The sequence below is a fragment of the Blastomonas sp. CCH9-A1 genome (assembly GCF_001557175.1).
In the GTDB taxonomy this organism is placed as follows: Bacteria; Pseudomonadota; Alphaproteobacteria; order Sphingomonadales; family Sphingomonadaceae; genus Blastomonas; species Blastomonas delafieldii_A.
Genome location: NZ_LSHM01000066.1, coordinates 32,678 through 44,726, shown reverse-complemented (window position 1 = coordinate 44,726; position 12,049 = coordinate 32,678). Strand labels below are relative to the sequence as shown.

Annotated in this window: 11 protein-coding genes; 3 read left to right on the top strand and 8 right to left on the bottom strand. The window is 65.9% G+C overall.

The window, feature by feature from the left end:
- Positions 1-100 precede the first annotated feature (100 nt).
- Together AX725_RS17400 and AX725_RS17395 are read right to left on the bottom strand one after the other, a co-directional pair.
- Positions 101-691, bottom strand: coding sequence for a DUF4893 domain-containing protein (locus AX725_RS17400; RefSeq protein ID WP_060978724.1), 591 nt, complete (start codon positions 689-691; stop codon positions 101-103).
- A gap of 18 nt (positions 692-709) precedes the next feature.
- The gene (locus AX725_RS17395; RefSeq protein WP_060978725.1) at positions 710-1,864 is read right to left on the bottom strand and encodes a patatin-like phospholipase family protein; all 1,155 of its coding nucleotides are present in this window, start codon (positions 1,862-1,864) and stop codon (positions 710-712) included.
- A gap of 140 nt (positions 1,865-2,004) precedes the next feature.
- Here AX725_RS17395 and ypfJ point away from each other — a divergent pair, with 140 nt between their 5' ends.
- The 3 genes from ypfJ to AX725_RS17380 all read left to right on the top strand — a co-directional run bounded on the left by ypfJ (position 2,005) and on the right by AX725_RS17380 (position 4,827).
- The gene (gene ypfJ / locus AX725_RS17390; RefSeq protein ID WP_060978758.1) at positions 2,005-2,886 is read left to right on the top strand and encodes a KPN_02809 family neutral zinc metallopeptidase; all 882 of its coding nucleotides are present in this window, start codon (positions 2,005-2,007) and stop codon (positions 2,884-2,886) included.
- Between the two features lie 85 nt (positions 2,887-2,971).
- The gene (locus AX725_RS17385) at positions 2,972-3,499 is read left to right on the top strand and encodes a hypothetical protein (protein ID WP_060978726.1); all 528 of its coding nucleotides are present in this window, start codon (positions 2,972-2,974) and stop codon (positions 3,497-3,499) included.
- Between the two features lie 161 nt (positions 3,500-3,660).
- Entirely contained in the window at positions 3,661-4,827 is a 1,167-nt protein-coding gene (locus AX725_RS17380; RefSeq protein ID WP_060978727.1) for an alpha-hydroxy acid oxidase, read from the top strand.
- Here AX725_RS17380 and gspH read toward each other — a convergent pair whose 3' ends face one another.
- From gspH to AX725_RS17350, 6 genes are all read right to left on the bottom strand, one after another.
- Positions 4,828-5,520: a type II secretion system minor pseudopilin GspH gene (gspH, locus tag AX725_RS17375; protein ID WP_286133050.1), complete on the bottom strand. Its 693-nt coding sequence runs from the start codon at positions 5,518-5,520 to the stop codon at positions 4,828-4,830.
- Positions 5,521-5,547: 27 nt separating this feature from the next.
- On the bottom strand, positions 5,548-6,018 hold the full coding sequence (gene gspG / locus AX725_RS17370; protein WP_060978729.1) for a type II secretion system major pseudopilin GspG: 471 nt from the start codon (positions 6,016-6,018) through the stop codon (positions 5,548-5,550).
- 11 nt (positions 6,019-6,029) lie between these two features.
- A complete protein-coding gene (gene gspF / locus AX725_RS17365; RefSeq protein WP_060978730.1) occupies positions 6,030-7,238 on the bottom strand; it encodes a type II secretion system inner membrane protein GspF in 1,209 nt (402 codons plus the stop codon).
- Positions 7,231-8,730: a type II secretion system ATPase GspE gene (gene gspE / locus AX725_RS17360; protein ID WP_060978759.1), complete on the bottom strand. Its 1,500-nt coding sequence runs from the start codon at positions 8,728-8,730 to the stop codon at positions 7,231-7,233. The genes gspF and gspE overlap by 8 nt, the downstream gene beginning before the upstream one ends.
- Before the next feature lie 92 nt (positions 8,731-8,822).
- Complete coding sequence (gene gspD / locus AX725_RS17355; RefSeq protein ID WP_060978731.1) at positions 8,823-11,021, bottom strand: type II secretion system secretin GspD; 2,199 nt, start codon at positions 11,019-11,021, stop codon at positions 8,823-8,825.
- Positions 11,018-11,926, bottom strand: coding sequence for a type II secretion system protein N (locus AX725_RS17350; protein ID WP_081097042.1), 909 nt, complete (start codon positions 11,924-11,926; stop codon positions 11,018-11,020). The genes gspD and AX725_RS17350 overlap by 4 nt, the downstream gene beginning before the upstream one ends.
- Between the last annotated feature and the right edge of the window lie 123 nt (positions 11,927-12,049).

Sequence of the window (12,049 nt, the reverse complement as noted above, 5' to 3'; positions counted from 1 at the left end):
CGCCCGTCATTCCCGCGAACGCGGGAATCCTGCTTTTGCATAAACACGCAAATGGAAAGCGGGACCCCCGCCTGCGCGGGGGTGACGATGGCGGCAGCCCTTATTTCATCGGTCGCAGGTCGATAATGTCCATCGTCGATTCGTAATAGGGCCGCGGAAAGACGATCCGCCAGCGGTCCTTGTCGATCCGCTCGACCGTGCCCGCCAGATCGCGCTCCTGGTCCCGGCCATAGGGCACAAGCCCGGCATCGTCGCCGAGCATCAGTGACCCCAGGAACACGCCGCTGCGCTTCGTGTCAGCATGGATATAGCCGACCGGGCGCTGCGATCCGGTGAGCTTGACGAACTGCCTCTTGTCGCCAGAGCCATAGATGGCGCAGACGAAATCGGGATAGGCGATGAACGCCAGATACTGCCCGCCCAGCTTGTGCGTCGCGCATCGGTATTTGCCCTCGGGCGGCAGCGGATCGACAAGGCGCTTGTCGGGATCGTAGAGCAGCGGGTTCTTCGCCAGTTCACCGGCATATTCGGACGCGCGCACCTCTTTCAGCGCGGCGACGAAGGTTGCATCGCGCTGCTTCAGTCGCGCGGCGTCGGCGGGGGTGGCGACATCCTGCCAGCGCTCGGCGATCGCCGCGCCGCTTGCCGACAGCAGCGCCATTGCCGCCAGCGCCTTCGAACCAAATTGCATCGAGCCTCTCCCGCTTTGCTATTTGTGCGGCGCAAGGTCGAACGCGGCGGTCTTTCCGTCCAGAATGTTCTGCGCCAGGATGTCGCCCTTCTGCATCGTCGCGCGCACCGCGTCTATGCCCTGCTGCCAGTGCACTTCCATCGTCGCGCGCGAGAATTCGAAATCGCGCATCCCGCTCTCCCATTTCTGCACCTTGTAGATCAGGTGGACGATGTTGACCGCATTGTCGGTCACCAGAGCGCGCACCCGCTGCACATCGGGTTGCGAGCACATGTCCGACGGCAGCATCGCCAGCACGTTGCGCAGCGCGGCATGCTCCTTGCGCAGCTTGAGATAATAGTCGGTCACCTGGCGGGTGCGGCTTGAATAGCGGATGTCCTTCTCGCGGCTCATCACATCGGCGAACTTGGTCGGCACCTCGCCCTTGGCGGGGAAGAGATCGACTTGGAACGCAAGCATGTCGCTGGTCTGGTTCTCGAGCACATAGGCCAGCGGCGTGTTGCTGACCAAACCGCCGTCCCAGTAATATTTGCCGTTGATCTCGATCGGCGGAAAGCCGGGCGGCAGCGCGCCGGAGGCCAGGATATGCCGCGCATCGATGGTCTGCGGACCTTGCGGATCGCGCGTGTCGAAATAGTAGAAATTGCCCGATTCCACGTTCACCGCGCCGACCGAGAAGCGCACCGGGCCGTTGTTGAGCCGGTCCCAGTCGACGAAGCGATCGAGCGTCTTGGCCATCTCGCTGGTATCGTACATGCTGACCGCGGCCGGCGTGCCCGGCCAGGCCATTGGCGCAGGGATCAGGTGCGGGCGGAAAAAACCCGGTACGCCGACCGTGGCGGCCGCAGCGGCGCCGGCAAAATGGTTGATCTCGCGCAGCGCGTCGCTGTCGCCCCAGACGAAATTCGGAGAGCCCGAGGTCACCAGTTCCCAGAATTCGCGCAGCCGCTCGCACGCGACATGCGGCTCGTTGCCCGCGATGATCGCCGAGTTGATCGCGCCGATCGAGATGCCCGCAACCCAGTCGATCCGGACATTCTGGCGGACCAGCTCGCTGAACACGCCCGCCTGATACGAGCCGAGCGCCCCGCCGCCCTGCAGCAGCAAGGCAACCGTCGGCGGCAATGGCACTGCGGCCGATTGCAGGTCCATCTGTTCGAGCGATGCGGGCATTCAAGTTTCTCCAGGGCATGGGGCAGCGCAATTATGCCGCACTGCACAATAGACCAGTTCGCGAAAAAATCGATGGTGCTAAATCGCACCTTCCGGTGTTACTGTTCGAAGCCAAGCCGCAAAAGGGAACAGCGCCGGTCATGAAGCTCGACGATTATCGCACCAGCGACAATATTTCCGACCAGCGCGGCAGCGGTGGCGGAGGCGGCGGTTTCAACCTGCCGATCGGCGGCGGCAAGATGGGGATCGGCACGGTCATCATTCTGGGCATCGCGGCCCTGGTCTTCGGCATCAATCCGATGGACCTGATGCAGGGCGGGGGCATGACCGGCGGCGCGCCGGTCGCGACCCAGCAAGGCGGTCAGAATGCCGCGCAAAGCTGCGCCGTCGATGAAAAGAGCAAGTTCAGCTGCCAGGTGCTTGCCAGCACCGAGGATACCTGGGGCGCGATCTTCCGCGAACAGGGCCAGCAATATCAGCCCGCCACGCTGACCTTCTATGACCGCAATGGCCGCTCGGGTTGCGGCGCGGCGCAGAGCGCGATGGGGCCGTTCTACTGCCCGGCGGACAATGGCATCTATCTCGACACCAGCTTTTTCGACGAACTCGCCACGCGCTTCCAGGCGGCGGGCGATTTCGCCCAGGCCTATGTCATCGCGCACGAGGTTGGCCATCACATCCAGACGATCACCGGCCGCTCGAACGAGGTCCGTCGCGCGCAACAGGCTGCGAGCGAGGCCGAAGGTAACGAGCTGCAGGTGCGCATGGAGCTGGAGGCGGACTGCTATGCCGGGGTCTGGGCCGCGCGCAACCGCGAGCGGATCGAGCCCGGCGATATCGAGGAAGGGCTGACCGCGGCCAATGCGATCGGCGACGACACGCTGCAAAAGGCGGCAGGGCGCAGGCCGGTTCCGGAAAGCTTTACGCACGGCACCTCGGCGCAGCGCATGGCCTGGCTCAAGAAGGGCCTTTCCACCGGCGACCCGGCGCAGTGCGACACGTTCAGCGCGGCCCGCCTCTGACAAGGGGCGCAGCCTTTTGCCCGGATGGTGCGTATGCGCTTGCAACAGGTGCCCTGAACGGGTGCCGAACCACAGGGGAAGACATATGCGCCGTTCGATGACCGCTTTCGCCACTCTGGCCGTGATGGCCTCATCCCTGCCCGCCGCGGCCCAGAACCAGGCCGCCGAACGGCCCAAGACGACCGAAAAGATGGCCGAGGATGTCGTCACCCAGCCCGTGCAGGATGTCGGCATCGACAAGAAGGATATTCCGGAAAACCTGCTGCGCATCCAGGACAAGCCCTATTCGCTGGTCGGCATCAAGACCTGCGCGCAGATTCGCAGCGCCATCGGCGACATGGACGCGGTGCTGGGCGAGGATCTCGACGTGCCGTATGAGGCCAGCCGTGACGAAAAGCGAAAGGCGACTGCCGGACGCGTCGGCGGCACGATCATAAATTCGATCATCCCGTTTCGCGGCGTGATCCGCGAGATTTCGGGCGCGGCGGCGCAGGAGCGGCGGTATAACGCGGCGGTCTATGCGGGCGTCGTGCGCCGCAGCTTTTTGAAGGGCGTCGGTCTGCAGCGCGGCTGCAAATATCCATCCGCGCCGGAACCGAACGCAGTGAAGTGACTTGTTTCAAAATCCTCACCCTTTAGGGGAGGTGGCTCGCCGCAGGCGATACGGAGGGGAAGCGTCCAGGCGGTCGCCCGGAGCCAGGTGCAATCCGGCTGCCCCTCCACCGCTTCGCGGTCCCCCTCCCCGTCCCGGGGAGGATTTTGAAGGGGCACGACATGCGACGTTTTCCGGTGCGGCGACTGAGCGATTGCCACACGGTCGATGATTTCCGCGAGCTCGCGCGCAAGAAGCTGCCCTATCCGGTGTTCCACTATATTGATGGCGCTGCCGATGACGAGGTGACCCGCAACCGCAACACCCAGGCCTATGAGGACTGCGATCTCGTCCCCAATGTGCTCGCGGGCGTCGCCGATATCGACATGTCGACGACGCTGATGGGCCGCAGGATCGACATGCCGCTGTTCCTCTCCCCCACCGCATTGCAACGCCTGTTCCACTGGCGCGGCGAGAAGGCGGTGGGTGCGGCAGCGGAGAAATTCGGCACGTTCTTCGGCATTTCCTCGCTCGCTACCGTCAGCCTCGCGGAGATCGGCGAGAGCATTTCCAGCCCCAAGCTGTTCCAGCTCTATGTCCACAAGGACAAGGGGCTCAACGCCGCGCTGATCCAGGCAGCGAAGGATGCGAAGTTCGACGCGCTGGCGCTGACGGTCGATACCATCGTCTCGGGCAAGCGCGAACGCTGCCTGCACACCGGCTTCACCTCACCGCCGCGCCTGACCCCGTCTTCTGCCATCAGCTTCGCCACGCATCCGGGCTGGACGCTCAACTATTTGGGCCGCGAGCGGTTCTCGCTGCCCAATCTCGAAAGCCATGTCGCCGCCGGCACCGATGCGGCGATCTCGGTGGCGGACTATTTCAACACGATGCTCGATCAGACCATGGATTGGGCGATGGCGGAGCAAATCCGCAGCCAATGGGGCGGACCCTTCTGTCTCAAGGGCGTGATGAGCGTCGAGGATGCGCGCCGCGCAGTCGATATCGGCGCCACCGCGATCATGGTGTCGAACCATGGCGGGCGGCAGCTCGATGGCAGCCGCGCGCCGTTCGACCAGCTTGCCGAAATCGTCGATGCGGTGGGGGACCGGATCGAGGTGATCTGCGATGGCGGCATCACGCGCGGCACGCATGTGCTGAAAGCGCTGAGCGTCGGGGCCAAGGCCTGTTCGGGCGGGCGGCTGTATCTCTATGCGCTCGCCGCCGGCGGCCAGCGCGGGGTGGAGCGGACGCTCGCCAATCTCAGCGCCGAGATCGAGCGCGGCATGAAGCTGATGGGCGTTACCCGGCTCGACCAGCTCGGTCGCGGCAACCTGCGCTGGCGGTGACTATTTGGGGCGGCCGACCTCGCCGGTCGCGCTGATCACGATCCGGTCGCTATTGGCCCCGCGCGCCAGCACCACGGTGACGGGCGTGTTGGGCAGGCCGGTCGAATCGAACCAGAAGCGCGCGCGGCCCTGTTCGGCCTCGTCCTTTTCACCATCGGCTGCCGCCTGCTCGATCCGCGCGATTGTCCCCGGCTTCCAGTCCTGATTGGGCAAGGTGCGCGCATTGAGCGGCACCCATGCGCGGTCCTGGCGCGCATCGAAGCCATAGCCAGAGGGCGCAATCCACACCGCGATCGGGCGCGCGCTCACCACCGCCTCGTCGCGCGCCGCCGCGACGCGTGCGGCAAAGCGGTCGGCGTCCTCGGACAGCGCCGCGCTGTCGCCGGGCAGCGCCAGCACGACGGCTCCCGCGACCAGGCCGATGATGAACAGCACCACCATGAGTTCGATCAGGGTGAAGCCCTGCTCACCCTCACCCTTCCCACGCCGCTCCGCGTCGCGGGCCCCTTCCCTCTCCCGGCGGGAGAGGGAGGGAGGCGCGAAGCGCCGGAAGGGTGAGGGTGACAACGCAATCAACCCCTCGCCGTCATTCCCGCGAAAGCGGGAATCCCGCTTTGCTAGGCCAGATAGCGATAAAAGCGGGACCCCCGCCTGCGCGGGGGTGACGAAGGAAAAAGGCGGCGAATCATCCACGGGTGAGTTTCTGGTTCCGAAGCGCCCTCAAGCCCCATCGGCCTTGATGTCCGAATTCTCCGCCTCGCCGCCCGGTGCGCCATCGGCGCCCAGCGAATAGAGGTCGAACGCACCGGTCGTGCCGGGGCTGACATATTGATACGGGCGCCCCCAGGGGTCCTGCGGCAGCTTCTTGATATAGCCGCCGCTGCGATAGCGGCCCGGCTGGGCGAGCGTCGGCGGCGCGGTGACCAGCGCGTTCAGCCCCTCGGCCGTGCCCGGATAGGCCAGATTGTCGAGCCGGTACATTTCGAGCGCCTGGGACAGCGTGGCAATGTCGCTGCGCGCCTTTTCCGTCATCGCCTTGTCCTGGCTGGGCAGCACGTTGATGACGACGATAGTCGCCAGCAGACCGATGATGAAGATCACCACCATCAGCTCGACCAGCGTGAAGCCGTTGGCGCGTCTGCGGCTCTTGTGGCTCAGACGCTTCAACAGCAGGGATCGGATATTCAACATGGGGTCTTCCTCTAGAGTCCGGTCAGGTTCTGAAGCTGCAATATCGGCAGCAGGATCGACAGGATGATCAGCGCGACCGCCCCGCCCATCACCACGATGATCGCGGGTTCCAGCAGCGCCATCGCCGTGGTCGTGAAATTGCGGAACTCGCGCTCCAGATAATCGGCGGCGCGTTCCAGCATGATGTCGAGCTGTCCCGCGCTCTCGCCGCTGGCGACAAGATACACGAGCAGCGGCGGAAATGTCCCGGCATTCCTGAGCGCGGCAGACAGCGATCCGCCCGAACGGATTGCCTCCACCGCCTCTTCCAGCGCCTCGCGCAATACGCTGTTGCGCACGGTGCGGGTGGTGAGCTTCATCCCCTCGAGCAGCGGCAACCGGCTCTGCACCATGGTTGCGAGCGTCCGTGCGAGCCTAGCCGCGTTCATGTCGCGGATGAGGCGGCCGATGAAAGGTAGTTTCAGCAGCAGCGTATCGACGCGATATTTGAACGCGGGCAGTTTCATCGCGCGCCAGAAGGCGAGGCCCGCCAGGAGCATCGCCGCCAGAATGGCCCACCACCAATCGGCGAGAAACGCGGAAATGCCGATGACGATGCGCGTGATCAGCGGCAGCTGGGTCTGCGCATTGTCGAACTGCTCGACCACGCGCGGCACCACCGAGATCATCAGGCCCGCGACCACGCCCAGCGCGACCAGCGTCAGGATGATCGGATAGGCGAGCGCGGAGACAAGCTTGCCGCGCACCTCGGCCTGCTGTTCGAGCAGCATCGCCAGACGTTCGGTGATGACGGGCAGCGAGCCCGAGCTTTCGCCCGCGCTGATCATCGCGCGATAGAGCGGCGGAAAGCTGCGCGGTTCGCGTGCCATGGCTTCTGCGAGCGACTGGCCCTCCATCACCCCGCCATGCACGTTGGTGAGCACCGCGCGCGCGTTCGCCTTTTCGGTCTGGCGGCTGATCGTGCGCAGCGCCTCTTCGAGCGGGCTGACACTCATCAGCGAGGACATCTGCCGGGTGAACAGCGTCAGCTGCTTGGGACTGAGCCGCGCAGTGGCATCGCGCGACAGCAGTGGCTTGCGCGGCGGCGCAGGGCTGACCGTGACGATATGGAAGGATTTGCGGATAAGCGCGGCGCGCGCCTGTGCGTCGGAGGCGGCGGAAATGCGCCCTTCCCGCTCGCGCCCGGCGGCATCGATCACCCGATAGGCAAAGTCAGCCATCGATCGTTTCAGGCGCGACCGCCGGTGGCTCGGCCTCGCGCCGCGAGATGCGGATCGCCTCTTCCGCCGTGGTCTGGCCGGTGCGCACCAGTTCGCGCGCGGCCGAGCCGAGGTTCGGCGCATTCAGGAACGCGTGCCGCGCGATGATCGCCTCGTCGCCATTGTCGTTGATCAGGCGGCGGATGGTCTCGTCCACCCGCACCGCCTCAAACACGCCGATGCGCCCGGCAAAGCCTGTATGGTTGCAGGCATCGCAGCCAACCGGCCGATAGACCACGGTGCCCTTGTCGAAGCCGAGCAGCGAGGCGAGCGAGCCATCGGCCTGGACCGGCTCGCGGCATTCGGGGCACAGCCGCCGCACCAGCCGCTGCGCCACCACCGCGCGAAGCGTCGAGGCGAGCAGGAACGGCTCGATCTTCATGTCGCGCATGCGGGTGATCGCGCCGATCGCATCGTTGGTATGCACGGTCGAAAGCACCAGATGCCCGGTCAATGAGGCCTGAACCGCGATCTCCGCCGTTTCGTGGTCGCGGATTTCGCCGATCATCACCACATCGGGGTCCTGGCGCAGGATCGCGCGCAGGCCTGCCGCGAAGGTCAGCCCGACCTTGGCGTTGACCTGGGTCTGGCCGACGCCCTCGATCGCATATTCGACCGGATCCTCGACCGTCAGCATGTTGCGCGAACCGTCATTGAGCTGCTTGAGGCACGAATAGAGCGTGGTCGTCTTGCCCGATCCGGTCGGCCCGGTGACCAGGATGATGCCATTGGGCTCGGCCAGCGCCTCGGCCAGGATCTTGTGCGTGCGCGGGCTCATGCCCAGCAGCCCCAGATCCATGTTCGCATTTTCCTTGTCGAGCAGGCGCAGCACCACGCGCTCGCCCGCGCGGCTGGGCAGCGTCGAGACGCGCACGTCGAGCAGCTTGCCGCCGATGGTGAGGCCGATGCGCCCGTCCTGCGGCACGCGGCGCTCGGCAATGTCCAGCCGCGCCATCACCTTGATGCGGCTGACGATCACCGGCGCGACATTGGGCGGCATGCGCAGCTTTTCCTGCAACACGCCATCCATGCGCATGCGGATGACGAGGCCGGTCTCGTACGGCTCGATATGGATGTCCGACACGCCCTGGCGCGCGGCCTCGGCGATCACGCCGTTGATCAGGCGGATCGCGGGCGCATCGTCGGCGCTGTCGAGCAGGTCTTCGGCGCTGGGCAGATCGGCCGCCAGCAGTTCGAGATCTCCGCCATCGATGTTGAGCGAGCTCGCCATCGCTGCAGCATTGCCGTCGACCGCATAATGATCGGACAGATAGCGTTCGAACTGCGCTACCGGCGCCAGCTCGACATCGAACGGCATCGCGAGATAGCGCCGCACCTCAAGCAGCGCGACCGGGTCCGCACCCTCGCGTAGCGCGACTTTCAGCCGCCCATCGATCTCGCCCAGCATCACCACGCCATTGTCGCGCGCAAAGCCATAGGGAATGTCGAGCATCACCCGGGTCAGCGTACGTTCGACAGCGGCTGGCTGCTCGGCATCAACGGCGGTGTCGGCGGCTTCGTCCGGCGCATCGCCCTTGCGGATGATCATGGCTGGCCTCCGGTTGGCGGGAGTTCCTGCTGCTGCTGTTGCTGGGCTGGCTGGCTGGGCGGCAGCGTCGTGCTGTCGATCGGCGCGGTGCCGGGCATGGCGCGCGGCGCGATCACCTGATCGTTCGGCCCGGCGGGCGGCGCAACCGGCACGTTGGCACCCAGATATTCGAGCACGATCTTGTCGAGCGAGGACTCGGCCTTGGGGTCGAACTCGATCTGCGCGGCGCGGACATAATTGTAGCGGCGCGCGGCGATCGCCTGCGCGTCGGCAGCGGTGCGCAAGATGGTCGGGCGGATGAACACCATCAGGTTGGTCTTGGTCCGCTGCTTGCCGCGCGACTTGAACAGCTCGCCCAGGATGGGAATATCGCCGAGCAGCGGAATCTTCTGGAGCGTGCGCCGCTCGTTGTCGTCGAGCAGCCCGCCCAGCGCGATGATCTCGCGGTCCTTGACCGTGACCGTGGTCTTGACCTCGCGCTTGTTGATGATGAGCTCGTTGAAATCGTCGCTGACGGGGCCCACGATCGAGCTGACCTCCTGGCGGATGTCGAGCTTGACCTGGTTGCCCGCATTGATCTGCGGCTTCACCTCGAGCTCGATGCCGACATTCTGGCGCTGGATGGTGCGAAAGGCATTGTCGAAATTGTTCGACAGCGCCTCGCCGGTGCTGATCGGGATTTCCTGGCCGAACAGGATCGATCCCTTCACATTGTCGTTCACCGTCAGCGACGGCGTCGACAAGATGTTCGATTCGCTGTCTTCCTGCACTGCGTTGATGATCGCGCCCAGCACGCGGTTGCTGCCGATATCGGCGGCAAAGCCCGAATAGCCGCCGCGTGCGCCCAATATGCTCTGCGCCGCGTTCTGGCGCAGCAGGTTGCCCACAGCGCTGTTGTTGCTGGTGGTGACGGTGTTGCCGTTGATGACGGTGGTCGTCTCGTCGAGCTCGTCGGCGAGCAGGCCGCCCGCGATATCGAGAATATTGGGCGAGACGTTGCTGAACGGCGTGACGAGGAAAGGAATGTCCTTGCCGCCGATCAGGAACTGCACGCCGAGTTCGCGCGCCACCCTGTCCGAAATCTCGACGATGATCGCCTCGACCAGCACCTGCTCCTGACGGATATCGAGCTGACGCACCAGCTCGGCGAGCGAGCGCTGGACATCGACCGGCGCGGAGATGATCACGGCGTTCGCGCCCTCATAGCGCGTGATGATCGCCTGGCCGCGCCCGTTGGAAAGCGCAACCGCGCCGCCGACCGGGGCCGACGCTGCGGTGGGGGCTGCGCCGTTGGCGGACGGTGCCGCCGCAGGAGTCGCGGACATCGGGGTGACGCCGCCGCCGCCCTGCGCGCCGACCATCATCTGCAGCACGGGGACCAGCTGTTCGGCATCGGCATAATCGAGCCAGATCACGCGGATCTCGCTGCCGTTCGCCGCGCGCGCGTCGAGCTCCTTGGCGATCGCGGTCAGCCGCGCGACCGTCGGCGCATCGCCGCGCAAGGCGACCGAATTGCTCGAATCCACCGCGACCACCGACACCAGGGGCGCACCGCCGCCGCCTTCCGCGCCGCCGCCGGGCGCAGGCGCAAGCTGTTGCAGCGTCATCGCAATCTCGCGCGCGCCGGCATGGCTGAGCGTGATGACCTGCGTGGTCGCATTGTCGCGGTCGATCTGGCCGATCAGCGCGCGGATGCGGCGGATATTGTCGGCATAATCGGCCACGACCAGGCTGTTGCCGCTGCGATTGGCGGTAATCGATCCCTCGCGGCTTACCAGCGGGCGCAGCGTTTCGACCGCGGTGGTCGCGTCGATCGCGCGCAGGCGGAACACCTCGGTGACGAACTCGTTCTGCGCGCCGCGGCTGCCGACCCGGCCCGGCGCGGACGCCGCGCCATCGGTCGGCTGGATGCGATAGGCACCGTTCGCGGTCGGCACCGCGATCAGACCGTTGGCGCGCAGGGTGGAGAGGAACACCTCGAAATACTCGCTGCGGCTCAGCGGGCGATCGGTCACCACCGATACCTTGCCCTGCACCCTGCCATCGATGATGAAAGTGCGACCGGTGACCTGCGCTGCATCCTCGATGAACGCGCGGACATCGGCATCGCGCACGTTCAGGCTGTGCTGCGCCGCTGCGGGCTGGGCGAATACGAGGGCGACGCCCAGCGCGAAAAGGGAGATGTGTTTTTTCATTTTTCCGGGATGATGATCGCGATGGGAAGGGTTTCGGTGCCGCGCTCGACCTGCAGCGAAAGCCGAGCGCCGGGCTTTAGCTGAGCGGTCAGCGCGGCGGCATCGGCGGCGGAACTGACCTTGCGGCCGTTGATCTCGACGACGATGTCGCCGGCGCGAAAGCCCGCCTGGGCAAAGACCGCGCCATCGCCCTTGGGGGTCACAGCGAAGCCTGTGGGGCGGCCATTTTCCATGCGCGGGGCAAAGCCGATGCCGCCGGTGATCGCGTCTGCATTGAGCGGGCCGGGCGCCTGGACGGTCGGCGGCGGCGTGGCACCGGCGGCTGGGGCTGCGGTCATCGGCGCATCGCCCACGGTCTCGGCAGGCACCGACTGGTCGAGGAACAGGCTTTCGCGCGTCCCGCCGCGTTCGAGCACGACATGGTCGAACAGCACCTGCACCAGCTTGACCCCGGGCGAGACCTCCTCGCCCACCGCATAGCTGCGCTGCACCCCGTCCGAGCCCGCGATGATCGCAGAGCCACCGCCCGACGCCTCGTTCATCCTGAGGCCGTAGAGCGTGAGGTCGAGCGAGGTGACGGCGGCACTGGCCTCCCCGCCCCCGGCAGCGGCGCGATCGAAACCGTCGAAGCTGGCGAAAAGCGCGGCACGCGCGGCGGGTGACATGACATTGGCGGTGCGCGCCTGCCAGTCACCCAGCGGTGCGATGGGCGTGACGATGGTCCAGACGAGCCGGGCAACCTGGATGATGAGCGCCAGAACGAGCAGCGCGCGCAGCCAGCCATAAAGACCCTGCGGGAAAAACCTTGCCCAGCCGCTCTGCTGCCCCTGAAACCGTGCGAGACGGAAACGGGATAGCGAAGCACTGAGGCCGGTCTGCGCGCCATTCTGGGCCGCTGATGCCACGAATCACTCCCCGCTTCAGGCCGATCCCCATGGCCTCGCGATGCTGCTAGGCGCAGCCCGTGACGGTTGGATTACCAGTTTGTGACAGATATTTGAAGGTGATGCTGCGCAGCCCGATGGGCG